This is a genomic window from Permianibacter aggregans, assembly GCF_009756665.1.
GTDB lineage: Bacteria > Pseudomonadota > Gammaproteobacteria > Enterobacterales > Permianibacteraceae > Permianibacter > Permianibacter aggregans.
The window spans coordinates 3,288,294-3,311,464 of the sequence record NZ_CP037953.1 but is presented as its reverse complement, the minus strand read 5'-3'; the positions used below and the strand labels follow the sequence as shown (position 1 = coordinate 3,311,464).

Genomic DNA, 23,171 nt, shown 5'->3' with positions numbered 1-23,171 from the left:
AATCAGTAAATCCGATCGATCACTGAACCATTTCCGTATCAATGGCTGAGTAAATCAATCGAAGGAACGTGCCGTGCTACGTCTTATTCTGATTACCCTTAGCTTGCTTGGCATTAGCGCCTGCACTGGTTTGCCGAAGAATGTCGAACCCGTGAAACCGGTTAGCGTTGAGCGCTATGTAGGTATCTGGTATGAAATCGCCCGGATGGATCATTCGTTCGAACGGGGTTTGAGTCAGGTGACTGCCACTTATACTCTGCGCGATGACGGTGGCATCAATGTGCTGAATCGTGGCTATAACGCCGAGAAAGGCGAATGGAATCAAGCGGAAGGGAAAGCCTATTTTGTTGATGACAAAAGCGTTGGCCACCTGAAGGTGTCGTTCTTTGGCCCCTTCTACGCCTCGTACGTGATATTTGGTCTTGACCGACAAGACTATCAGTGGTCGTTCGTAACCAGTTACAACGCTGAGTATGTGTGGTTACTTGCTCGAACCCCAACGGTTTCTGACGAACTAAAGCAGCGCTTTGTGCAGGAGGCCAAGGCCATCGGTGTCAATACCGACGAGCTGATTTGGGTTGAACAGAAACCGGAATAAATGGCCCAGCGATCAAACGCTGGGCATATTTCTCGCGTAATAAATTTCCTGCATTTCCTTGTGCAGCAACGCCGTAATGCGTTCGCGCTCGGCTGCACTTAAGTCTTCCGGTTTGGCATTGAACAGATAATGCTTCAGATCGAATTCCTTCAGCATCATCTTGGTGTGGAACAAGTTTTCCTGGTAGACGTTGACATCGAACAGGTGATAAAGCGATTTGATGTCGTCGGTCATGAAGTTCTGAATCGAATTGATTTCATGATCGATGTAATGCTTGATGCCGTGGACGTCACGAGTAAAGCCACGTACCCGGTAATCGATGGTGACGATATCAGAATCGAGCTGGTGAATCAGATAGTTCAAGGCACGCAGCGGTGAAATGACGCCACAGGTCGATACTTCAATGTCAGCACGGAATGTACAGATACCCTCATGCGGATGCACTTCAGGGTAGGTGTGCACGCAGATATGGCTCTTGTCGAGGTGGGCGACAACGCTGCTGGTCAACGGACCCGGATGTTCGGAGGTATCGACTTTTTTCGGGTCGATCGGTTCTTCGCAGATCAAAATGGTGACTGACGCGCCTTGCGGGTCGTAATCCTGACGGGCGACGTTCAGGATATTGGCACCGATGATCGACACGGTTTCTTTCAGGATTTCGGTCAGGCGCTCAGCGTTGTATTGCTCATCAATGTAAGCAATATAGCCATCGCGATCATCCGGGGTTTTCGCATAGCAAATATCGTAAATGCAGAACCCCAGGCTCTTTGTCAGGTTATTGAAACCGTGCAATTTCAGTTTATTCAAAACCGCCTTACCTCAAAAACAGCGCTTAAAAAAGTACCCTTTTGTGAATCATCTTTAGCGCGAATCCTGCCCCCCTCTCCCCAACCCCTCTCCCACAAGGGGAGAGGGGCTCTCAACTCCGTTTTCTTGCGGAGTCGATGGCGTGGATTTGCGCGATCAAAATTGATTAAGTCTTTAATGCTTCCAGCAAATACTGCGGCAGAGCAAAGCTGCCGACATGGATGGCCGGGTTGTAGTAACGGCAGCGCAAGCCGCTTTGCGCGTAGCGCTCAGCAATAACCGCTTGCGCCTGCTGACGCAATGCCGAATTTTGGCTGGCCCATGCAAAGCTCATGATGCCACCGTAATAGGTCGGCACCGCCGCCTGATAAAACGACACATCAGCAAAGTAGTTGGAGAGCTTTTTGTGGCTGCCGATGGCCTCATCGAGCTGCAGAAACGCCACACCATTCTGGGCAACAAAAATGCCGCCATCGTTCAGGCGATGCTTGCAGCCTTCGTAGAATTGCGAGGTAAACAAGCTTTCGCCGGGGCCGATCGGGTCCGTGCAATCGGAGATAATCACATCGAATTTTTCATTCGATTGATTGACGAACTCGACACCGTCGGCAATGACCAGATTCAGACGCGGGTCGTCATAGGCGCCAGCAGAGTGATTTGGCAGATATTGTTTGCAGAACGAGACGACCTCAGCATCGATTTCGACCATCGTGATCTGCTCGACGCTTTTATGTCGGCAGACTTCGCGCAACATACCGCCATCGCCACCGCCAATGATCAACACCCGCTTGGCATTGCCATGAGCGAGCAATGGCACATGGGTCAGCATTTCGTGGTAAATGAATTCGTCGCGCTCGGTCGTTTGCACCACGCCGTCGAGCGCCATGATCCGGCCCATCTTGGCGTTTTCAAAAATGATTAAATCCTGGTGCTCGGTTTTATTGTGGTACAGCGTTTTATCTACCGAGAAGTACTGACCGAAGCTGGGGTGCAGGGTTTCGTACCAATAGTTTTTGTCAGTCATCAGCGCGCCACCTGGTTGAATCGATTGCTCAATCGCGATGGAAATTACCGGCATCTCAACGGCTGCCGGCCGGGGGTAACAACAGGCGCGCAAGTGTACCCGCGCAGCTCGGTAGGGACCAGCAAGAATTGGCGGCCAGTGTCCGCTTTCCCTGGCGTATGGACATCCATACCGCTACGAGAGGTGCATCGTTATTCAGATTCGCACTGGCTCTATTGTCGTCGCTGCCAGCATTGATGGCCGTTGCTCATCGCCAGCACGCAAGCGCTGCTCAATCTGATCGAGCAGATGCAGACGACCGTCATGGCTCTCGACAATCGCTGAACGGCTCTCTACCCAATCACCAGTATTCAGATAATGCACGCCCTGATCGTGCAGGCTTTGTGGATAGTGAATATGCCCGCAGATAACGCCATCACAGGCTTTCTCACGCGTGGCGTTGATTACCACCGAGCTGAACTGCTCGATGTAACGGCGCGCGGCCGGCGTGCGTTCTTTGATGCGGCGGGTGAACTGCACGCTGGCTTTTTGCTGCCGGCGCCTGCGCGCATTCACCCAGCTTTGCAATGACACCAAACCGTCGTTGAGTTTATCCCCAAGCCATTCCAGCGCTGGTGACAGTGTCATCTGATGATCGAAACGATCACCATGAATCAGCCAATAGCGTTTGCCAGCGGCAGTCGTGTAGACGTGCTCATGTTGAATCTGAATATTTTCGTGGCGCCAGTGCCGGAATTGCCTTAGCGCGCAATCGTGATTGCCGGGAATCAGCATGATCTGCACGCCGGCCCGCGCTTTTTTCATGATGGTTTTCAGGATGCGGCCATGCTGGGTTGGCCAGTAGGACTGCCGGCTCATTGCCAGCAAATCGACGATATCACCGAGCAGGAATAATTGTTGAAATGAGGTTTGCTCCAAAAAGTGGAGCAGGTTTTCTGCCTGACAACTCCGGGTTCCCAAATGCAGATCCGACAGAAACACCGACCGAACACCCGTATGCAATAACTCGCGCATTGCCACACCTCGCTGAACGAAGGTCCGTTGGCCGCGACAATATCGGTTTTGCATGAAGCTTTCGTTACTGCTGTATGAGCATTTACTTACAGTGCATTGCCTATCTTTTCGTTTTGTGACGAAGCCAGTGATCGGCGTGTGACAAAAATGGAGATCGGGATCATCAGTTTGCCATTCTCCGATCACAAACTTTTCTCTGCTCTGCGTTGCACCTTTTGAGTGAACCTCAATACATATTCTACCGAGTCATACCCGCGTAGGTGGGTATCCAGAGTACTTCAACATCATTGGATTCCCGCCTACGCGGGAATGACAGCTAATTTTTCCTTGCACAAACCTGACTTAATCAAACCGTCATCTGTCTGTCATCGCGGATAAACAGAGTCAGCTCAGAGTGATAGTCATTAATGATGGAGGTTCGCATGATTCTGCAACAGTCCGCGACCGATGGTCGCTATGTAATTGGCATTGCCGAAGACGCATCGGTGATTCGTGACTTGCAAACGATGCGCTACCAGATTTTCGCGCTGGAAATGGGTGCGGATATCGCCAGTAACGACCAGCTCGATCGCGACCCGTTTGACGATCATTGCCAGCATTTATATGTTTGGGATCAAGCCAATGATCAATATGTCGCCTGCACCCGGCTACTCAATCGCGAATCGGCCAAGGCTGCTGGCGGTTTCTACTCGCAAGGCGAATTCCTGCTCGACGAGGTGCTGGCCCTTGAGGGTGAAGTGTTGGAAATTGGCCGCACCTGTGTTCATCAGGATTATCGCGATGGTGGCGGCATTGCGTTGCTCTGGCAGGGCTTGGCGAAACTGATCAAGGACTCCGGCGCACAATATCTCTTTGGCTGTGCTTCCGTGCCTTATCGCGGCGATGGCACGCATATTTCCACGTTGATGCAACGTTTGCAGAGCTATTACCTGCCGGAGGAGTTGAAAGTGCGCGCCACCGACCCGGTGACGCTGGTTTCACCGCCGGAAAATGTCGATGCCGCGATTCCTCCGCTTTTGAAAGCCTATTTGCGCCTTGGCGCTAAAGTTGGCAGCGAAGCTTGCCTTGATGAGCAATTTGGTGTCGCCGATGTGTTTGTGCTGCTGAACACCAGCCAACTCAATGCTCGCTATGCACGCCATTTCCGAGCCGCGCTGTAATTCTGCTGACGAGGCAATTGAGGCATCGACTTCGGTCGATGCCCTACCCTCTTTCGATCCAATTGCGTTTGCCAGTTTGCAAGGTGTCGCGCGTCCCTATCGAAGCACTTCGTCAACCAATGCAAGCGATGACACTCGCTGGCGTCAGCTCTGCCGTGCCGTATTGGTGTTTCTACTGATCCTTGCCGGCGTATTGCTCGTTTCCATCGGTTTGCTGCTGACCTGGGGCCGGCATCCAGAGCGCATCGTGCAACCATTCAAACAACGTTGGATGCGCCTGCTGTGCAAAGTTATGAACGTACGGATTACCCAGCATGGTGAACCGGCTGCCGGCCCCATTCTGGTTGTTGCCAATCACGTTTCCTGGCTTGATATTCCAGTACTTAGCGCACAAGTGCCGATGAGTTTTGTCGCCAAACAAGACGTATTGCATTGGCCAGTGGTGGGCATGTTGGCGAAATGTGCCGGCACGCTGTTTATTGGCCGCGGCCGTAGCGCCAATCGTCAGAACGTGTCCGCCGTCAATGAAGAAATGAGCGAGCGGCTTGATAATGGTCGTCGCATGGTTATTTTTCCGGAAGGCACGACTACCGATGGTCGCCAGGTCCAACGTTTTCATCCACGGTTGTTCAACGTCGCCTGCGCCAATCATTATCCGGTACAACCGGTGGCGATTCGCTATCGCGGCATCGCCGCTGATGCGGCCCCCTTTATTGGCGAGGATGAATTCCTACCGCACTTATGGCAGTTGCTGAAACACCCGGTGTTGGAAGTCGAAGTCTGCTGGCTACCGGCTGTACCGGCAGGCGAAGAGCCGGAACCATTGGCCGAACTCACGCAGAGAAAAATTCTCGACTCAATACATGGATGCTGAAGTTTTGACCCAGCCACCTGAAGGCATCGAGCAGAACACTGCCATCATTCCAAGATTGCCCGCCACTCCTCCATAACAGAGCTACCGTTCTCCCTTTGTACAAAGCTACTCAGAACCCAAACTGCTTGTCGTTGCTGGCACGCTTTTATACATCAGGGCGCTGACGCCATGTGACAGCCCTTCTGCGCTAACCAGGAGAGCTGATATTGTAGCGGTTGATCACAACGCGCCGACTGGCCCTGTCGCTTTTTGCCATGTCACTCCCTTGATAATAGAGGGAGACAATCGACAGTAATTGACCAACGCCTAAAAGCTCTGCGATGACTCCAATGTTTTTTGGTCGTGGGAAATGTCCTGGCGCTCAACAACCAAGCCATTGTCATTGGCGTTTTTTTAGGCATGTAAATATCACCATTGCGAAGAGAATGGGTATTGAACAATAGTTCGAGAGCGTTTCGAAACGCTGTGCTTTGAATCTTGAGGAGGGAACGATGCAGGAAAGACTGGCGAGTGTGAAATCCATGCGCATCATTTACTCGTTGATCATAACAACGATACTGAGTGGCTGTGTTAGCTTTGCACCTACGCAGAAACCGGATGAAGCCTTGAGCGGCGAAAAGTCTTACGTCTACGGACAGTTCTACCTTGAGGATTCTAAAGGCGCGCTACACATGAATATGGGATTGATCATCGAGAACCTGAAAACAAAAAAACGAACAAATATGCCTTTTTCAACGGACAGAAAGCCGACTCTTATCTCATTGGAACCTGGTGAGTACAAGGTAAAAGGGTTGGTTTATGCAAGCGCCACGAACAATGCTATCGCAGAGAATATGTTCCCCCCCTCCAAGTTGACAAAACGTTTTCTACTGGAACCTGGCAAGGCTTACTACCTTATCGACATGCATGCAAAATCCTCGACGGCACTAGGTTTTGGCTCAGCGAGCCAATCCTGGACGCTGGAATCCATACGAGATAACTTCACTGAGACTACTAACATTCTGCGGAGTGAATTTCGAGAATCAGAGAAACTGCAGTACGTACGAGCGTTATGAGATTTCTTGATGCCAAGATTGGTACACCCCTGGTTGCAAAATTTAAGAAAAACGGTTTTCGAAACTCAGGCCTCAATCTGACAGTGCTCCATAAGCGGTGCACATGGGTTTTGTAGGTTATGAGCACCGCATCAGAAACTTATACGGTGTGAATGGCAGACGATTTACCCCTCCCTCTATCAACCAATTATTCAACATCAACGCCACGAATCCGAAAAACGGTCCTCCACCACCTATGGCGATAACCAGATAATGCAAAGCGATATCGAGCACGCCAAACTTCATCAGTAAACAAACAATGTGGACTTTTGCGCGCATGGGCAGCGTTCTGTTACGAAGTGGGAGGATGGGTGTGAATTTTTACGGACGCAGTTGCGTAAAGCGTTGCGCCTGAGTGTGGATTGAGTAGGTGCGGAATCATTCGCACATTTACGCGGGCGTTAACGACATTTCGACTACGTCCGGACAAATCCGAGCCTATATGGATGTGGCGTTGATGCAGGCCGTTGTCCGAATGAATTCAGACCTACCCAGGAGCAAGTCCTGGGGAAATAAAAAACCCCGGCCGAAGCCGGGGTCAAAACGGAGCAACAACGTAGATGAATCAGACTTACTTGATCAGCGCCACTTGCTTGGCGGCGACGCTGGCTGGCAGCGGGATGTAACCGTCTTTGACAACGATTTCCTGACCCTGCTTCGACATCACCATCTTGATGAATTCCGCTTCCAGCGGAGCCAGCGGCTGGTTCGGCTTCTTGTTGACGTAAACGTACAGGAAGCGTGACAGCGGGTATTTGCCTTCAATGGCGTTTTCCGGAGAGGCTTCGACGTAACCGCTGAAGTCTTTGTCAGACAGCGGCAGAGCGCGTACGCCGGAAGTTTTGTAGCCGATGCCCGAATAACCGATAGCGTTCAACGAACCGGCAATCGATTGCACAACGGAAGCGGAGCCTGGTTGCTCGGCAACGGTGTCTTTGAAGTCACCTTTGCACAGCGCTTCTTCCTTGAAATAACCGTAGGTACCGGATACCGAGTTACGGCCGTACATCGTGATTTTTTCTTTCGCCAGGTTGCCGCTTACGCCGGCATCACCCCAAGTGTCGATGCCCTTGTCGGCGCCGCATTTGCGGTTCTTCGAGAAGATGGCGTCGACCTGTTGCATGCTCAGGCCTTTGATCGGGTTGTCTTTGTGCACGAACACGGCCAGCGCATCGATGGCAACAGCAATCTTGGTCGGCTTGTAGCCGTGTTTGGCTTCAAACGCGGCGATTTCGTTGGCTTTCATCGCACGGCTCATCGGGCCGAACGTGGCGGTGGCTTCAGTCAGGGCCGGCGGCGCCGTGGAAGAACCTTTGCCTTCGATCTGAACGTTGACGTTCGGGTATTCCTTGCGGAAGGCTTCGGCCCAGAAGGTCATCAGGTTGTTCAGGGTGTCGGAACCGATGGAAGACAGGTTGCCGGATACACCGCTGACTTTTTGATATGTAGGTAACGCGGGGTCGACTTTGCTGTCGTCGGCCGAAACGACGCTTGCTACCGACAACGCGACGGCGCTGAACGAGCAAACGAGTGTCTTCACAAACTTCATAACTTCCTCCTCATGTTGGGGTCGACTCACTTTAACGACCCTTGCTGACAGATTTATGAAAACCATATTTCTGTTTTATGACAGCTTGCATGACAGCGGTGAGCCGTCGGTAACTTAGGCTGATTTATTGCTGGCAGCGCGCGGCGCGGTTTGTCGCACCGGCGGGAACACACAGGCGAACGTACTGCCCTGACCAACCACGCTATGGATGTCCAGATAGCCGCCATGGCGCTCCAACACATGCTTGACGATGGCAAGGCCAAGGCCAGTGCCACCGACTTCGCGCGAGCGGCCGGCATCGACGCGATAGAAGCGTTCGGTCAGGCGCGGAATATGGTGGGCCTCAATACCGGGGCCGGTGTCACGCACCTCAAAGCGAACCTGCCGCTGGGTATCGATATACCAGCGCAACGTAATCTGACCGCCCGTTGGGGTGTAACGCACAGCATTGGACACCAGGTTCCAGAACGCGCTCTGCAATTCCTTCGGTGCGCCGGACAATCCAACCTGAGTTTCAATTTCCGCTTCGATTTGATGCTGGGCTTCGCCGGACAAAATCCTGGCGTCTTCAACCATCATGCACACCAATGACGGCACATCGACTTCTTCCTGGGCCAAACGGGTGCGTTCGTCATCGAGCCGCGACAGCAGCAGCAGGTCATCGACGATGGCACTCATCCGTTTGGTCTGTGCCTGCATCTGTGCCAGCGGGCGTTGATAACGCGCCAGTTTTTCATCGCCGCTGCTGAGCATCGTTTCCAGATAACCGATCAGCACTGTCACCGGCGTGCGCAATTCATGCGAAACATTGGCGACGAAGTCCTTGCGCATCTGTTCCAGCCGGGTCAGCCGGCTGACATCGCGCACCATCAGCAAGCGCTGTCTGGCCCGATAGGGACTGAAGCGGAAACTGAGCATGACATTTGGATCATTCGGCGATGGCAGAATCAATGCCTTGTTCGATGTCGGCGAGGATTCAAACTCGACAAAATTCGGGTGCCGAATCAAATTGGAAATGCGTTGGCCGACATCACGCTGCGGCATCAAACCGAGCAAGCCTTGCGCGGCTTTATTGAACCAGACGATTTCGCCGTTGGCATCAACGGCAATGGCCGCTTCCGGCAGCGAATTGGCGGAATCACGAAATTCGGCAATAACGCCGACCAAACGTTTCTTCATTTGCTGGCGCTGACGTCGGCGCAAATACAACAAATGAAAAATTTCGTTCCAGATACCCGGTACTTCCTCGGGCACCGGTCCTATCGAATCACTGAGCCAGAACATCAGCTTGACGGCGTGGTACAAATGCCAGGCCAGATAAGCCAGCAGACTGGCGATCAGGAACGTTCTGCCCTGATCGAAATTCTGGGTGATCAACCAGCCAATGAGCAAATAAGCGCCGAAAATCCAGAATTCGCGAAACGGATTCTCTGAACGTTTCATTACGGCTTGTCCGAAAACCGGTAGCCGGAACCGCGCACCGTCTGCACGAAATCCTGGACACCGGCTGGCTCCAGCGCTTTGCGCAGGCGACGCATATGCACATCAACGGTGCGCTCTTCGACAACAACCTGATGGCCCCAGACCGCGTCGAGCAGTTGTGCTCGCGAGAACACGCGCTCCGGATGCTCCATGAAAAACTGCAGCAAGCGATACTCGGTTGGCCCGAGTTTCAGTGTTTCGTTTTTTACCGATACCCGGTGACTGGCCAAATCCATGCGCAGCGGGCCGATTTCGATCATTTCATCGGGCGCGACCGTATGACCGCTACGGCGAAGTACCGCACGAATACGGGCGATCAGTTCACGCGGTGAAAACGGTTTGACCACGTAGTCATCGGCACCGGCTTCCAGGCCTTTGACCCGATCATCCTCTTCACCGCGTGCGGTCAGCATGATAATCGGCGTTTGTTCAAACTCGGTTTTCTGACGTACACGACGCGCCAGCTCAACGCCATTGGCGCCGGGCAACATCCAGTCAATCAACAACATGTCCGGCACAAAACCATCTTGCAACAGCGACAATGCACGTTCAGCCGTGCTCGCCTCCTCGACGGTAAATCCTGCTTCTTCCAACGCGAATACCAGCATGTCACGGATATCGCGTTCGTCCTCCACTACGAGCAGTTTGGCGCTCATTCAAAGCTCCTGTCTTTCTGACGTTCAGACTTTGTCTTCGTCGCTGGCAGCGTGCCGTACGTCTTTGCCCTGTACCATGTACACGACGTACTCACAGATATTGCGGGTATGGTCACCAATGCGCTCCAACGCACGCGCCGACCACATGACATCGAGTCCCGGAGAAATATTGCGCGGATTCTCGAACATGTAAGTCAGTACCTGACGGGCGATGGCATCGTATTCGGCATCGGACTGGCGTTCATCGCGCGCCGCTTTGGTGGCCGAGTTGACATCCAGGCGCGCAAACGCATCGAGCGCGGCGCGCAAGGTTTGCCGAACATGATCACCAAAATGGGAAATGGCGCCGTAATGCTGTTTGACCGGGCGGGTTGGGTCGCTGTTTTCGGAAATGTGCACGGCCATACGGGCAATTTTTTCCGCTTCGTCGCCCATCCGCTCCAGGTCGGTAATGGTTTTCATGATGGCAACAATCAGCCGCAAGTCACCGGCCGTTGGCTGACGCTTGGCCAGCGTCTTGGTGCACTGATCGTCGATTTCCACTTCGAAGGCATCGACTTGGTTGTCGCGGGTGATCACCGCTTGCGCCGCGTCGGTATCGAAAGTAATCAACGCCGTGACGGCGTCGGCAATTTGTTCTTCGACCAAACCACCCATGGCCAGCACGCGCTGACGCAGGTGTTCCAAATCTTCATTGAACTGGCGCGAAATATGTTGGCCCAGTTGTCCGCTTTCTGTCGGCATGTTCATTCACTCCTGTTGCGCTATTGCTCTGTACGGTATTGCCTTGCTACAACCAAGCTTAGCCGTATCGTCCGGTGATATAGTCTTCCGTTTGCTTCTCCGACGGATTGGTGAAAATCGTGTCGGTGTCGGTGTATTCGATCATGTCACCCAGGTACATGAACGCGGTGTAATCGGAAACACGAGCCGCCTGCTGCATGTTGTGGGTAACGATGACGATCGTGTAGTCGTTCTTCAGTTCGTTGATCAGTTCTTCGATCTTCAAGGTCGAAATCGGGTCGAGCGCTGAGGCCGGCTCGTCCAGCAGCAGCACTTGCGGTTGCACAGCAATGGCGCGAGCGATACACAGACGCTGCTGCTGACCACCGGAAAGGCCGAGCGCATTATCGTGCAAGCGGTCTTTGACTTCGTCCCAGAGTGCGGCGCCTTTCAACGCCCACTCGACCACTTCATCGAGCACCCGACGCTTGTTGATGCCCTGCAGGCGTAGACCGTAGGCGACGTTTTCGTAAATCGATTTCGGGAAGGGGTTCGGCTTCTGGAACACCATGCCGACGTTACGGCGCAGTTCAGCGACGTTGACATCCTTGCCGTAAATATTGCGGCCGTTGATCGACAGCTCGCCTTCGATACGCACGCCGTCGACCAGATCGTTCATCCGGTTGAAACAGCGCAACAGCGTGGACTTGCCGCAACCCGAGGGACCGATAAAAGCGGTCACGCGTTTTTCGGCGATCGGCAGATCGATACCATTCAGCGCGCGTTTTTCACCGTAGTACAGTTTCAGATCACGGACCTGAATGGCAATTTTCTCGTCTTCAATACGCTTTCGCTCCGGACCTTCCCGCAGCACATTGGTATCGATTTTGGAATCGGTAGTGGCGTTCATCAATGTGCTCCTGATCAGTGTTCCAATGACTTGTATTTTTCGCGCAGGCGATTACGAATTTTGATTGCGGCGACGTTCAGCAAAATGGTAACGGCCACCAGCAACAAGGCCGAGGCGTACACCAGCGGCCGGGCCGCTTCGACGTTCGGGCTCTGGAAGCCGACATCGTAAATATGAAAACCGAGGTGCATGAATTTACGCTCCAGGTGCAGGAACGGTGCGGTGGCATCGATTGGCAACGTCGGAGCCAGCTTGACCACGCCGACCAGCATCAACGGCGCCACTTCACCAGCGGCACGGGCCACGGCCAGAATCAAGCCGGTCATCATCGCCGGGCTCGCCATCGGCAGTACCGTGCGCCACAGCGTTTCAATTTTGGTGGCGCCGAGTGCCAGCGAGCCTTCACGAATCGCTTTCGGAATACGCGCCAGACCTTCTTCAGTGGAGACAATGACCACCGGCAAGGTCAGCAGTGCCAGCGTCAACGACGCCCACAGCAAACCGGAGGTACCAAAGGTCGGTGCCGGTTTCGCTTCCGGGAAGAAGGCGTTATCAATGGCACCGCCCATGTAGTAAACGAAGAAGCCCAAACCAAACACACCGTAAACAATCGATGGCACACCGGCCAGGTTGTTGACGGCGATACGGATGATGCGAACGACGGTACCTTGCTTGGCGTACTCACTCAAATACACGGCAGCGACGACGCCGAACGGCGTGACGATAATCGACATCAACAGCACCATTGTGACGGTGCCGAAAATGGCCGGAAACACGCCACCTTCGGTATTCGATTCACGCGGTTCATCGGACAGAAATTCCCAGACTTTGGCAAAGTAATGGCCGATTTTTTCCAATATATTCATCGCATTCGGCTGATACAGCCGAACGATTTTCTCGAACGGAATCCGGCGCTCATTACCTTCGGCGGTGCGCACAATCATGACGTCGCGCGCCAGTTGCTGATACAGTGCGCCAAGCTCATCCTGAACAACGGCGAAGTCGGCTTGCAGCGCTTTGCGCTGCTCCTCAATTTCGGCCAGACGAACCGGGTCGCTGACATTATTCAGCTGCATCCGGCGCTCTTCCAAACGCAACTCTTCCAGCTCGTGATTGATGTCACGCACTTCGTTGCTTTCGATTTCTTTGACCCGATCATGCAGGCCTTCGGCGCGCTGGAAGAAGTCCTCGTATTTGCTGTGCCAGTCAACACCAAGGTTCAAGCGTTCGCCGGCGGACTCGATATCAACAAAGAAGCCATAGAAATGGCCCCATTCGCTGCGCTCCAGCGCGATGATCTCTTGCGGATATTGCACGTTCTTGATAATGGAATCGGCAATCCAACGGAAATCCTGGCCATAGACATCACGATTGCCCACACGCACCAGAGTCTGCGGAACTTCTTCGCCCTGAATGATGGCGATTTCTTCGTCGACCAGGTCGCCAGCGATACGCTCGGACAACTCGCCGGTTTTCACGTCCATGACGGCAATCGAGTGCGGCCAGAAATGGGCCATGCCATTGACAGCGATTTGCAGCAACAGGCCAATGACCAACACCAGACAGATGGCGATGGCGCCGGCGTTCAACCAGACCCAGTGTTCGCCGCTGCGGAAAAATTTATCTTGCATCGTTTTGCTCCTTCAGCGGTTTACAGCGAGCCGTACTGCTTGCGCAGCCGCTGACGCACGGTTTCAGCAACGGTGTTGAAAATCAGCGTGAACAGGAACAGCACCAGCGCCGACAAGAACAGGATGCGGTAGTGCGAACTGCCGACTTCTGCTTCCGGCATTTCCACGGCGATGTTCGCTGACAGCGTACGCAAACCTTCGAACAAATTGGCTTCCATGATTGGTGTGTTACCGGTCGCCATCAGCACGATCATCGTCTCACCAACGGCGCGGCCAAGGCCAATCATCACCGCCGAGAAAATGCCTGGGCTGGCGGTGGGCAACACGACACGAACCATTGTTTGCCAAGGCGAAGCACCGAGCGCCAACGAGCCGTTGATCAGGCTTTTTGGCACACCGAAAATCGCGTCTTCGGAAATCGAGAACACGATAGGAATGACGGCAAAACCCATCGCGATACCGACGATCAGCGCGTTGCGTTGTTCAAAGTCGATACCGATATTGTTGGTCAGATAAAAACGCGCGTCGCCATTCAAGGCAAAATCTTCGAACAGATAACCGAACTGCCACAGCAGAAAGCCGGCCAGGATGATCACCGGTAACAACAGTGCCGCCTGCCAACCGTCTTTCACCAGGTGACGAATGCCTTTCGGCGCGTGATGCCACAGCAGACCAAAGCCGACCATGACCAGTGGCATCAGCAGCAAAATCGCAAACGTGCCGGCGAGGTTGTCCTCGACCACAGGCGCCAGCCAGAGTCCCGCAACAAAACCGAGAATGACCGATGGTAATGAGGCCATCACTTCCACCACCGGCTTGACCATTTGACGCATCTCCGGCGCCATGAAATAGGCGGTGAAAATGGCGCCGCAGATGCCGATGGGCAACGCGAACATCATCGCGTAGAACGCCGCCTTCAAGGTACCGAATGCCAGCGGCATGACGTTGAATTTTGGTTCGAACTCATCACTGCCGGAAGACGACTGCCAGGTATAAGCTGGCTCTTCGTAACTTTCGTACCAGACCTTGGTCCACAGTGCCGACCAGGAAATATCCGGGTGTTCGTTGTCGATGTCGTAACGGCGCAAACGACCATCCGGGTCGACCGTGATCAACAATTTGGAACTGGAATTCAGCGTCATCGACGCCGGCAGCACCGGCAAATCCTGATCCAACACTTTGCGATGCGAGGTGGTGTAGAAAATGCCGAAATGCCCTTGCTCGTCGATGGCAACAAAACCTTTGCGACGTGGCTCCGGCACAATCATTTTTACCGGATTCTTCGACAGCTCGAAGCTTCGCACTTTGCGCAGTTCGTTGGTGTTGAATTCATTGCGATGACGGAACCACTGGGTGATGGTGCCGGAACTGTCACCGGCCAACAGCGAGATGCCGCCCATCAGGAATTCGAGTTCAGTCAGTTGCACATTGGGTGCGGTCAAACGGGTGATCGCCAGTTTTTCTGCCGGTGATTTGCGCAAATCCCAGGACTCGACCGCGCCATCTTCCGACGCGGCAAACAAGTAATTGCCATCCGGCTCAATCAACAGAAAACGAATATCGACGGTGCTGTTCAGCGCTTCGGCCGGCTCGTGCTCCAGCGTCATGCTGTCATCGAGAAACGAGGTTTCGGCAGCAAAACGAAACACCTGAACGTTACGGGCACTGGTTTGCGCCACCAGCTTGAATTCTTCTTCATCGCCGGCGCCGGCCAAAGCCAACATCGGCTCTTCACTTTCCCACAATTGAATGAATTGCTCGCCAAACGGGAAGGCAATGACCGGATGCACCGTGCGGTTCTGCTCGGCGTCATAGCTGACGGTGGTGGACAACGTTACCAACAACACCGAGTGATCGGAAAAGCCCAGCGCGTAGAGCTTGCTGTGCCGGTTGATCGTGGCAACGCTGACCAGCGTTACCCCCTCGGCCAACGATAACACCTGACTCTTGATGCGGGCGCCGTTATCGACCTTGGTTACTTCGATGTGGCCCGCCGGCGTCAGCTGGAACAACAGCTCACCATATTCATCGGTGCGGGTAAAACGGGAATCGGCCTCGACCGACACCGGCACCTGCTCAACCGCTTCCATCTCAGCCGATTCGAAAATCGGCAGCACCACGGAAAACAGGTAACCGAAAATCAGCAGTACCGCAAAAATGACCGCAATGCCGCCAACGGCAATGCCGTATTTGGCCAGGCGATCTTTGACTTGACGGCGCGCGTGACGGCCCGAGGCGGTCTGGGCATCGAGTAAGGCCCGCACCTGTTGTCGTACGTCAATGTCTGACATGTAGAAGCTCCCGTAGTCTTGCCGGCATGGTAAAGGCTCGATGTGACGGAATTGTTACAGTGCGCCTGAACACTGTCATATTTATCCGGCCAAGTTGATAACCGCCTGATTAGTATTATCTTTCTTGACAGCGCACGGCGAGAAAACGCGCTTTTCCGGTAGTCCGCGGCCGCCAGTATTGCAGCACGGCACAGGCGCTCAAGAGTATAGATGACAACGACTGCGAAGCCCTTCCCGGCGTCATCTTCCGATCTTCAAACTGTCATGTATCGGTCACATTGGTGCTAGAAGATAGCCGCCAGGTCACCGATACAACTGTTCGGACCAAAGCGAACGAGAGTTCGCCATAAAAACCTACAGGAGATTTTCATGAATACTCGTTTGACTCTGATCGCCGCCACCCTCGCGGCCCTGAGCGCCCCGAGCTTCGCCGGCTCCGCTCTTGAGCTGTACGGCAAAATCAACGTTACTGTGGAAAGCGAAGACAGCGATGCCAGCGGTGACAAAGTTAAATTGGTCAGCAACGCTTCGCGTTTCGGTATCAAGGGAGACCTGGGTATCAGCGAAGGTTTGGAAGCCTTCTACCAGCTCGAGTGGGAAGTGGACCCGGCTGATGCCGACAAAGGTTCGAACGACAACATCAAGTCGCGTAACCAAATCGTCGGTCTGAAAGGCTCCGCCGGTAAAGTGTTTGCCGGCCGTCACGACACGCCGCTGAAAGTCGCCCAGAACAAGGTTGACCTGTTCAACGACTACGTTGGCGATATCAAGACCATTTTCAACGGCGAAATCCGCGCCAGCAACATCATCCAGTACAGCACCCCGGAAATGGGCGGCTTTGGTGTCAACGTTGCTTCCGTTCTGCAGGAAGGCAAAAACGGTAACGACGGCGCTTTTGATGCGACCTCCTTGTCGGTCGAGTGGAGCAACAAGAATGTTTACGTCGCTGTTGCCCAGGATTCCGGCGTAGAAACCTATGCCGGCGGTGCTGAAGACATCGACACGCTGCGCGTTGTTGGTCAGTTCAAACTGGGTAACTTCCAAATCGGCGCCCTGTGGCAAGAGCGCGAAGCCGCTACCGATGACGACGGCATGCTGTTCAGCTTGGCCTACAAAGCCGGCGACCACACCTTCAAAGGTCAGTTCGGCGAGTCCGACATTCTGGCCCAAGGCGGCGAGTCGACCTCGGTAGGTTGGGACTACAAACTGGCCAAGAACATCCAGACCACCGTTTTCTACACCATGTACGAAAACGATGGCGCCAACAGCGGCAAGGACAACCTGGGCCTCGGCCTGGAAGTGAAATTCTAATTTCACTTTCGTCCTGACAAAGAAGGGGCTCATCGCAGCCCCTTTTTTCATGCTGTAACAAAACGACTATGATGCTGGCCGAACCGGCACTAAAAGAGGAATGGAGCGATGCGTACGTTTTTGCTGCTGATGGGATCGCTGGCCAATACCGTGATGGCCGCACAATTGATTGTGCCGGAAGCCTACGATGTACTGTCCGTCAATGGCGTCGAGCAGGGCATGAGCTTGATGCGCAAAAAGGAAATTGCGCTGCAACCGGGCCAGAACGTCATCGTGCTCGAATACGACGAGATTTTTGATAGTGAAATCAATGACTCGCACGACTCGATTCGCTCACAACCCTACGCGCTGGTGTTCACGATTAGCGCCAATCAGGATTTGCGTTTGCATTCGCCGGGCATCAAATCGCGCGAGCAAGCCGAAAGCTACGCCAAGGCACCAACGTTCCGAGTGGAAACCCTCAGCGGACCGCGGGTTGAGTATCAAGCCTTTCCGGCCAAGGACTTGAGCCTGGCCATCAACCAACCACCGACCACGGTGGCGCCGCCGGTCACCACGCCCCCTCCGGGCAAAACGCCACGCATGCCTTATGTGACCGAGCCGTCGAGCAACAACACCGCGACGCCGCCCGCGCAACCCGACGCGCTACAAATGCTGCAGTTCTGGTGGAGCCAGGCCACACCGGAACAGCGCCAGCAGTTTTTGCAACAGATCCAGGCCAACAACCCGGCGATTCGTCAGCAATAAAACGCAAACGGCCAGGAAAAGTTTTGTAGGTCCGGATTTATCCTGAGGGATCCGGACACCAACCAAAATCATCACGCCGAGCGCGACACCTCGCCACCAATTTGCGCGCTCGGTTGACCAAACAAATAGCCTTGGCCGCCATGCACGCCGAGTGTCAGCAGCTTCTGCCACTGCGCTTCGGTTTCGACGTTTTCGGCCAGTACGATGGCACCGGTCGCGGACGCAACGGCCGCCAACCCCCGGACAAAATCCTGATTGGCGGCATCGGTTTCGATGTCATGTGTCAGGCTGCGATGCAATTTCACAAAACGGTACAAGCCAGGCCGCAGGTAATTGGCCGAGTACTGCGGTTGCCCCACATGCTCAACGGCCAAACCACAACCGCAGGCATTCAAGGCTTCAAGAAAACCGAGTACGTCGGCATTCAGATGTGAAGCAATATGTTCGCCGACTTCAAACACCACGCGCTCAGCCAACGGCCGGTTTTCAGCCAAGTGCTCCAATAACCATTGCCGGAAGGTGTGGTCGTGCACGGCATCGGAAGACAGATTGATGGACAGCATACTGGTCTGCTGCGGACCGAACAGCAATGCTTTCAGCACCCGATCACAAACCTGACGATCGAAGGCGACGGCGAGCCCAACCCGGTGCGCCATCGGCAGAAAAGTCGCAGCCGTAAACAACTCGCCCTGATCACCGGGCACGCGCGACAACACTTCGTAAAAAGCGATACGTCGATCGTGACCGAGCACCACCGGATGGTAATGAAATACCGCCTGACGTTTTTCGATCACACGCTCCAGCAATGAGCGCCAGCGCACCCGGCCCATGATGCTGCTCGGCTGAATTTCACCTTGCTCGAACATATGCCAACCGAACTGGTGGCTTTGTTGTTGGGCAAAGCGCAGGGCCATATCGGCTTCGGCCATCCGATGATAAGCCTCATCGCCGGAGCGATAACTGACGACGCCCATGTGCAGACAGCGGGCATCCGGATTGGCCGATTTCAGCCCCGACACCAGCACTTGCGTTTCGCGCAGCAGTTTGCGGCAGAAGGTATCCATATCGCGGGCGCTGATACCGGGCAGCAGCGCGGCAAAATTATTGTCGTCGCGCCGGGCCAGAATCGATTGCGAAAACTCACGCAGATGATGCTGAATCAGCACGACCAATTGTTCGACAAACTGCTGTTGTGCGGAAGCATCTTCAAACGGTTCGCCGACATCGAACAAAACAATGGTGCCGGTGACATTAGCGTCGCGATCATTGAGCAAGACATCAAGATGCGCATCGAAATAAGCGCGATTGCCCAGCCCAGTGTGACTGTCGACAAAGGAACGGCGGCGCACCTGATCGATGGCCGTCACCTGCGCCTTGGCCATTTGCTGCACTTCGTTCAGCAGACGCTGAATCGCCGCGCCGGTCACATAGCTCGACTGGATATTGAGTGCCACCGGGTCACGCTCGCCGTCGATGATACGCTGCGCCACCTCACGCACCTCGCGCACACCGCGCAGCAAGCGCCAGAGCCACCAACCGCTGAGCAGACTCAACGCCGCCCAGACACCGGCCAAGGCCAGCCACCAGCGCCACCAGCCAAACAAGGTCCGCTCCGTCAGCACCACCTCCAGCCGGCCTTCGCCATCGGGCAGCGGCACCGGCAGCTTCAAGCGGCTGCTGTTGGTGGGAATCAACGGTGTCGAGGGCGGGAAGCGCTCCAATACCTCGCCATTCTGCGCATACAGCGTCAGTTGTATCAGCTGGGTTTCATTGATCAGGCGGGCAAAACTGGCCCGACGCGCCGCAACGTCCTGCCAGGCGGCCGGGCTGCGGCTGTCCACCAACAGCTGGCTGACCACCGGGTCCAGCGTCGGCATTTGCTGCAGGCGCTCGGCGTAAAAGCCCAGCAACAGCGTCAGCAGCAACAAAATGGTGGCCATCAATAACCACAACTGGCGGAAAAGCGGCATGCACGTTCTTCGAATTTGATGGGGTGCTGATAACTATAGAAGCAAACGTGGCAATCGGTGCCAGTTAGCGCGCTGTTTCGCCGTTTTTTTGCGCTGAACTTCCCCGCAGAGGTTAGGTCGCTATACTTATCGCTAACGCTGACCATCAGAGTGCAGTTGATGTCGCGAGTTCTCGGGTTGCTGTTGTTGTGTTTCGGTTGGGCTTGCCCGACGTTGGCCAATCAGGTCAGCGTCTGCGAGAACAACGAACAGTACCCGCCATTCCGCTGGTATAGCCAAACGACCAGCGGCGAGCAAACCGTGCAGGGCATTGGTCTTGCGGTGCTGCAACATATCCTGGACAAACATCAATGGCGTTATCAGATTGAGTTCATGCCGATTCGTCGCTGCCTGCGCGAGGTTGCCAGCGGACAGCAATTCCAGTTGATGATCAGCAGCTCACGCAGTGCCGAGCGCGAACAACAATATTTGTTCAGCGACCCGTACTTCTACGTGCACTTCTCCGCTTACTACCTGGAAAGCCGCTTTCCCAACGGCATTCAATTCACCGACAACCTGCAATTGCGCGCATTCAGGATTTGCGGCATCAACGGCCACAATTTTTCGATGTTTGATCTGAAACCGGAAAATCTCGATATGGGCGCCGAAACCATTACCGGTGCCTTCGACAAACTGAGACGTGGCCGCTGCGATGTATTTGCCTATAACTCCGATGTCGTCAACGGCTTGAAATATGTCGGCTGGCGTTTGAGTGACTTTCCGGAAATTCGCGCCACCGAATTGAGTTACTTGCCGAAATGGCCATTGGTCATGCTGATCAGCCCCAACATGCCTGATGCACACCGACTGCAACAAACCATCAACCAGGAGTTGGCGGCCATGAAACAAGATGGCCGCCTGATGCAAATCATTCGCACAGTCTACCCGGAAACCCGTGAGCTGCAGTGGTGAGCCACGGCACTACTTATTGCCGAATTGCTGTTGATACCACTGCACGATGATTTTCGTCGCCCGCGGGCTGAAACTCTCGGTCAGTTGAGCGTATTCCTCGGTGCTGCCATTCTCCGTCGTCTGGAACATGTGATTGAGATTTGCCATCAGTTCGACGCGGACTTTGCTATTACCTGCGGCTTTAAGCGTCGCCGCCAAAGCCTGCAGATTTTCATTGGCCGGCACCTGCACATCCTTGTCACCATTCAACAACAATACCGGCACAGTCACCTTGCTCCAGTCTTTTGCCGGTTGCGATGCCAAAATTGAATACAGACCATCCGCTTCGGCATTTTGCAGATTCAGTGTGTAACTCGGCGCGCCCCACTGCTGATAAATGGCTTTATCGTCAGCGTTCAAACCAGCCAGATACTGTTTCAGTTGCGTGGTGCGGGCCGTGTCGTCCGGCGCATCAAGCAAAATGCGGTAATAGCGCTCGGCGATCTGCTGTAAGCGTTTTGCTTGTTCCACACTCGCGCCTTTGGCCAAGGTCTCGGTGCCATCCTGCAGCACGATCGCATCAATGCCATCAAGTCCAACGCCGCTCAACGAAATAACGAAATCAAAACCGCTGCGACTGGCGGCAATGGCGGCAACATGTGAGCCTTCGCTATGGCCGGCAACGCCGATACGTTCAATATTGATGTCATCACGCTGGGCTAGAAAGGCGAACGCTGCCGATAAATCGCTGGCAAAGGTTTCGGCGGTCGACGAGGCATAATCACCATTCGATTGACGAACACCGCGTTTGTCAAAACGCAATACAGCAAACCCCTGTTCGACCAATTGCTCGGCCAGGGCCTGATAAGGACGATGCGGCCCCACTTGACCATCACGATCCGATGGTCCACTGCCCTGTGCGATCACGATCACCGGTGGTTTTTTCACGCCTTTTGGTTTACTGAGCGTACCCGCGAGAAAAATTCCCGACTGCTGACCGGCAAACTTTACCAACTCGTTACTACCGTGTTTACCATCAGTCAAACGAAATGGCTCAAACGCGCCGTCAGGACAAATATGCAAAGGCAAATCGATGCCTTGATGCAAGGTGCCACGCAGGCATCCATTTTCTGCTTTCTCGGTTTGTACCTGTGCCCCCAACACCGGTAAGCTGAAGCGCATGCCCAACTCGGTAATCTGTAAATCGGAGACTGGTAGCACATCGACGCCCTGCGCCGGGCTTTGGGCGTTGGCCGTCAGATAACCGCCGTGATCGAACAGTTCCAGCGCAAACGGCAATTCTTGTTTATCGGGCAATACCATTTGCCCTTGCCAGCGTTGAAGCTTTACTTCATTGCTGTTAGTGGCTGCTGAAACCGTCGATATCGACAACATCACGGCCAGACTGACCCATGAACGATTACGCATAAAATTTCCCCATTTAAGATCACGCGACGTAGCGGACAGTTGCCGCTTCGATGACGGCGCCACGATAGCGAGCACCTAAACCAACAGGGATTGCCGGATGTAAATAAAAATGTAAACGCGCTGTCTGTGGAAATATTTATTGCGACATTGACCATGCCTCAATGACGAAAAACTGAAAAACTGAAAAACGTTTCTGAAAAATTTCGGGCAAAAAGAAACGCCCCGCAGGGCGTTTCTTTTTTGAATTGAGGGGATCAGAACGGAATATCTTCATCAAACGGCGGATCATTGAAGCCCTCATCGGCCATCGCCGGAGCCGGTTGATTCGAGGCTGGACGACGAGCAGGCTGTTGGTTGCCGCCACCGCCGTAGCTGCCGCCACCTTCATCATAAGAAGAGGAACCGCCGCCGCTGCGAGCGCTGTCGAGCATTTGCATTTCGTTGCAGCGGATTTCGGTGGTGTAATGTTTCTGACCGTCTTTTTCCCACTGACGGGTACGCAGGCTGCCTTCGATATAGACCTTCGAGCCTTTGCGCAGGTATTCACCCATGATTTGCGCCAAACGGCCATAGGCGACAACGCGGTGCCATTCGGTGATTTCTTTCGGTTCACCGGTTTGCTTATCTTTCCAGCTTTCGCTGGTCGCTACGGTTAAGTTAGCGATGGCGTCACCACCGGGGGTGTAACGCACTTCCGGATCGCGGCCCAAATTGCCGACGATGATGACTTTATTGACTCCACGAGATGCCATGGGGTGAATCCTCTGGTTTGGTCTTTCCGTGCGTGCCGGGCGTTTCGGATTTGGCCTGGCACGTCCCTTGGAGGCGCTTGGCGCCTTGCCGCGCATGCTAACACTGTTTGCAGGATTGCTCGATATCGCCCCATCCCGAATCCGGGATTCGCCTACACGAAAAGTTTCCCGATTTCGGGACGGACACCGCCTCGATTCAAACAGAAAATCGCAGTAGCCC

General features: G+C 54.1%; 21 protein-coding genes. 7 read left to right on the top strand and 14 right to left on the bottom strand.

The features are described from left to right. The first annotated feature begins 73 nt into the window (after positions 1–73). Positions 74–598, top strand: a complete 525-nt coding sequence (locus E2H98_RS14980; protein ID WP_133590057.1) for a lipocalin family protein — start codon at positions 74–76, stop codon at positions 596–598. A 12-nt stretch (positions 599–610) separates the two neighbouring features. Here E2H98_RS14980 and speD read toward each other — a convergent pair whose 3' ends face one another. The 3 genes from speD to E2H98_RS14965 form a co-directional block, all read right to left on the bottom strand. Further along, entirely contained in the window at positions 611–1,405 is a 795-nt protein-coding gene (gene speD, locus E2H98_RS14975; protein WP_133590059.1) for an adenosylmethionine decarboxylase, read from the bottom strand. 166 nt (positions 1,406–1,571) lie between these two features. Beyond that, positions 1,572–2,429, bottom strand: a complete 858-nt coding sequence (gene speE / locus E2H98_RS14970; RefSeq protein WP_133590397.1) for a polyamine aminopropyltransferase — start codon at positions 2,427–2,429, stop codon at positions 1,572–1,574. A 195-nt stretch (positions 2,430–2,624) separates the two neighbouring features. Next, positions 2,625–3,443, bottom strand: a complete 819-nt coding sequence (locus E2H98_RS14965) for a UDP-2,3-diacylglucosamine diphosphatase (RefSeq protein WP_157591403.1) — start codon at positions 3,441–3,443, stop codon at positions 2,625–2,627. A 422-nt stretch (positions 3,444–3,865) separates the two neighbouring features. Between E2H98_RS14965 and E2H98_RS14960 the strand changes: the two genes are divergently transcribed. The 3 genes from E2H98_RS14960 to E2H98_RS14950 all read left to right on the top strand — a co-directional run bounded on the left by E2H98_RS14960 (position 3,866) and on the right by E2H98_RS14950 (position 6,532). Then, positions 3,866–4,603 carry a GNAT family N-acetyltransferase gene (locus tag E2H98_RS14960; RefSeq protein ID WP_157591402.1) on the top strand — a complete coding sequence of 246 codons (738 nt, stop codon included), beginning with the start codon at positions 3,866–3,868 and terminating at the stop codon, positions 4,601–4,603. Then, entirely contained in the window at positions 4,566–5,477 is a 912-nt protein-coding gene (locus E2H98_RS14955; RefSeq protein ID WP_133590065.1) for a lysophospholipid acyltransferase family protein, read from the top strand. Before E2H98_RS14960 ends, E2H98_RS14955 begins: the two co-directional genes overlap by 38 nt. A gap of 491 nt (positions 5,478–5,968) precedes the next feature. Next, positions 5,969–6,532: a hypothetical protein gene (locus E2H98_RS14950; RefSeq protein ID WP_133590067.1), complete on the top strand. Its 564-nt coding sequence runs from the start codon at positions 5,969–5,971 to the stop codon at positions 6,530–6,532. A gap of 117 nt (positions 6,533–6,649) precedes the next feature. Here E2H98_RS14950 and E2H98_RS14945 read toward each other — a convergent pair whose 3' ends face one another. The 8 genes from E2H98_RS14945 to E2H98_RS14910 all read right to left on the bottom strand — a co-directional run bounded on the left by E2H98_RS14945 (position 6,650) and on the right by E2H98_RS14910 (position 15,813). Next, positions 6,650–6,850: a hypothetical protein gene (locus E2H98_RS14945; RefSeq protein ID WP_133590070.1), complete on the bottom strand. Its 201-nt coding sequence runs from the start codon at positions 6,848–6,850 to the stop codon at positions 6,650–6,652. 292 nt (positions 6,851–7,142) lie between these two features. Further along, complete coding sequence (locus tag E2H98_RS14940; protein WP_133590072.1) at positions 7,143–8,120, bottom strand: PstS family phosphate ABC transporter substrate-binding protein; 978 nt, start codon at positions 8,118–8,120, stop codon at positions 7,143–7,145. A gap of 114 nt (positions 8,121–8,234) precedes the next feature. Continuing rightward, complete coding sequence (phoR, locus tag E2H98_RS14935) at positions 8,235–9,563, bottom strand: phosphate regulon sensor histidine kinase PhoR (RefSeq protein WP_133590074.1); 1,329 nt, start codon at positions 9,561–9,563, stop codon at positions 8,235–8,237. Next, positions 9,563–10,258 (bottom strand): phosphate regulon transcriptional regulator PhoB, encoded by a 696-nt coding sequence (phoB, locus tag E2H98_RS14930; RefSeq protein ID WP_133590076.1) that lies wholly within the window; start codon positions 10,256–10,258, stop codon positions 9,563–9,565. The genes phoR and phoB overlap by 1 nt, the downstream gene beginning before the upstream one ends. A 24-nt stretch (positions 10,259–10,282) precedes the next feature. Next, on the bottom strand, positions 10,283–11,002 hold the full coding sequence (gene phoU, locus E2H98_RS14925; RefSeq protein WP_133590078.1) for a phosphate signaling complex protein PhoU: 720 nt from the start codon (positions 11,000–11,002) through the stop codon (positions 10,283–10,285). A 58-nt stretch (positions 11,003–11,060) separates the two neighbouring features. Then, on the bottom strand, positions 11,061–11,891 hold the full coding sequence (pstB, locus tag E2H98_RS14920) for a phosphate ABC transporter ATP-binding protein PstB (RefSeq protein WP_133590080.1): 831 nt from the start codon (positions 11,889–11,891) through the stop codon (positions 11,061–11,063). 14 nt (positions 11,892–11,905) lie between these two features. After that, the gene (gene pstA, locus E2H98_RS14915) at positions 11,906–13,522 is read right to left on the bottom strand and encodes a phosphate ABC transporter permease PstA (protein ID WP_133590083.1); all 1,617 of its coding nucleotides are present in this window, start codon (positions 13,520–13,522) and stop codon (positions 11,906–11,908) included. Between the two features lie 20 nt (positions 13,523–13,542). Further along, the gene (locus tag E2H98_RS14910; protein ID WP_133590085.1) at positions 13,543–15,813 is read right to left on the bottom strand and encodes an ABC transporter permease subunit; all 2,271 of its coding nucleotides are present in this window, start codon (positions 15,811–15,813) and stop codon (positions 13,543–13,545) included. Positions 15,814–16,182: 369 nt separating this feature from the next. On the opposite strand from E2H98_RS14910, the gene E2H98_RS14905 reads away from it, so the two are divergent. Further along, the gene (locus tag E2H98_RS14905; RefSeq protein WP_133590087.1) at positions 16,183–17,124 is read left to right on the top strand and encodes a porin; all 942 of its coding nucleotides are present in this window, start codon (positions 16,183–16,185) and stop codon (positions 17,122–17,124) included. A gap of 108 nt (positions 17,125–17,232) precedes the next feature. Next, positions 17,233–17,871 (top strand): DUF2057 family protein, encoded by a 639-nt coding sequence (locus E2H98_RS14900; protein ID WP_133590089.1) that lies wholly within the window; start codon positions 17,233–17,235, stop codon positions 17,869–17,871. Positions 17,872–17,942: 71 nt separating this feature from the next. Here the strand turns inward: E2H98_RS14900 and E2H98_RS14895 are convergent, their stop codons facing one another. Beyond that, a complete protein-coding gene (locus tag E2H98_RS14895; protein ID WP_133590091.1) occupies positions 17,943–19,841 on the bottom strand; it encodes an EAL domain-containing protein in 1,899 nt (632 codons plus the stop codon). Positions 19,842–20,000: 159 nt separating this feature from the next. Between E2H98_RS14895 and E2H98_RS14890 the strand changes: the two genes are divergently transcribed. Beyond that, the gene (locus tag E2H98_RS14890) at positions 20,001–20,792 is read left to right on the top strand and encodes a substrate-binding periplasmic protein (RefSeq protein ID WP_133590093.1); all 792 of its coding nucleotides are present in this window, start codon (positions 20,001–20,003) and stop codon (positions 20,790–20,792) included. 9 nt (positions 20,793–20,801) lie between these two features. Here E2H98_RS14890 and E2H98_RS14885 read toward each other — a convergent pair whose 3' ends face one another. Beyond that, on the bottom strand, positions 20,802–22,199 hold the full coding sequence (locus E2H98_RS14885) for an alpha/beta hydrolase family protein (RefSeq protein WP_133590095.1): 1,398 nt from the start codon (positions 22,197–22,199) through the stop codon (positions 20,802–20,804). 254 nt (positions 22,200–22,453) lie between these two features. After that, positions 22,454–22,951, bottom strand: a complete 498-nt coding sequence (gene ssb / locus E2H98_RS14880) for a single-stranded DNA-binding protein (protein ID WP_133590097.1) — start codon at positions 22,949–22,951, stop codon at positions 22,454–22,456. Positions 22,952–23,171 lie beyond the last annotated feature (220 nt).

Excerpts from the sequence above, each read along its gene's own strand:
- speE (WP_133590397.1), bottom strand. The coding sequence starts at position 2,429 with ATGACTGACAAAAACTATTGGTACGAAACCCTGCACCCCAGCTTCGGT.
- E2H98_RS14965 (WP_157591403.1), bottom strand. The coding sequence starts at position 3,443 with ATGCGCGAGTTATTGCATACGGGTGTTCGGTCGGTGTTTCTGTCGGAT.
- E2H98_RS14960 (WP_157591402.1), top strand. The coding sequence starts at position 3,866 with ATGATTCTGCAACAGTCCGCGACCGATGGTCGCTATGTAATTGGCATT.
- E2H98_RS14955 (WP_133590065.1), top strand. The coding sequence starts at position 4,566 with ATGCTCGCTATGCACGCCATTTCCGAGCCGCGCTGTAATTCTGCTGAC.
- E2H98_RS14950 (WP_133590067.1), top strand. The coding sequence starts at position 5,969 with ATGCAGGAAAGACTGGCGAGTGTGAAATCCATGCGCATCATTTACTCG.
- E2H98_RS14945 (WP_133590070.1), bottom strand. The coding sequence starts at position 6,850 with ATGCGCGCAAAAGTCCACATTGTTTGTTTACTGATGAAGTTTGGCGTG.
- E2H98_RS14940 (WP_133590072.1), bottom strand. The coding sequence starts at position 8,120 with ATGAAGTTTGTGAAGACACTCGTTTGCTCGTTCAGCGCCGTCGCGTTG.
- phoR (WP_133590074.1), bottom strand. The coding sequence starts at position 9,563 with ATGAAACGTTCAGAGAATCCGTTTCGCGAATTCTGGATTTTCGGCGCT.
- phoB (WP_133590076.1), bottom strand. The coding sequence starts at position 10,258 with ATGAGCGCCAAACTGCTCGTAGTGGAGGACGAACGCGATATCCGTGAC.
- phoU (WP_133590078.1), bottom strand. The coding sequence starts at position 11,002 with ATGCCGACAGAAAGCGGACAACTGGGCCAACATATTTCGCGCCAGTTC.
- pstB (WP_133590080.1), bottom strand. The coding sequence starts at position 11,891 with ATGAACGCCACTACCGATTCCAAAATCGATACCAATGTGCTGCGGGAA.
- pstA (WP_133590083.1), bottom strand. The coding sequence starts at position 13,522 with ATGCAAGATAAATTTTTCCGCAGCGGCGAACACTGGGTCTGGTTGAAC.
- E2H98_RS14910 (WP_133590085.1), bottom strand. The coding sequence starts at position 15,813 with ATGTCAGACATTGACGTACGACAACAGGTGCGGGCCTTACTCGATGCC.
- E2H98_RS14905 (WP_133590087.1), top strand. The coding sequence starts at position 16,183 with ATGAATACTCGTTTGACTCTGATCGCCGCCACCCTCGCGGCCCTGAGC.
- E2H98_RS14900 (WP_133590089.1), top strand. The coding sequence starts at position 17,233 with ATGCGTACGTTTTTGCTGCTGATGGGATCGCTGGCCAATACCGTGATG.
- E2H98_RS14895 (WP_133590091.1), bottom strand. The coding sequence starts at position 19,841 with ATGCCGCTTTTCCGCCAGTTGTGGTTATTGATGGCCACCATTTTGTTG.
- E2H98_RS14890 (WP_133590093.1), top strand. The coding sequence starts at position 20,001 with ATGTCGCGAGTTCTCGGGTTGCTGTTGTTGTGTTTCGGTTGGGCTTGC.
- E2H98_RS14885 (WP_133590095.1), bottom strand. The coding sequence starts at position 22,199 with ATGCGTAATCGTTCATGGGTCAGTCTGGCCGTGATGTTGTCGATATCG.
- ssb (WP_133590097.1), bottom strand. The coding sequence starts at position 22,951 with ATGGCATCTCGTGGAGTCAATAAAGTCATCATCGTCGGCAATTTGGGC.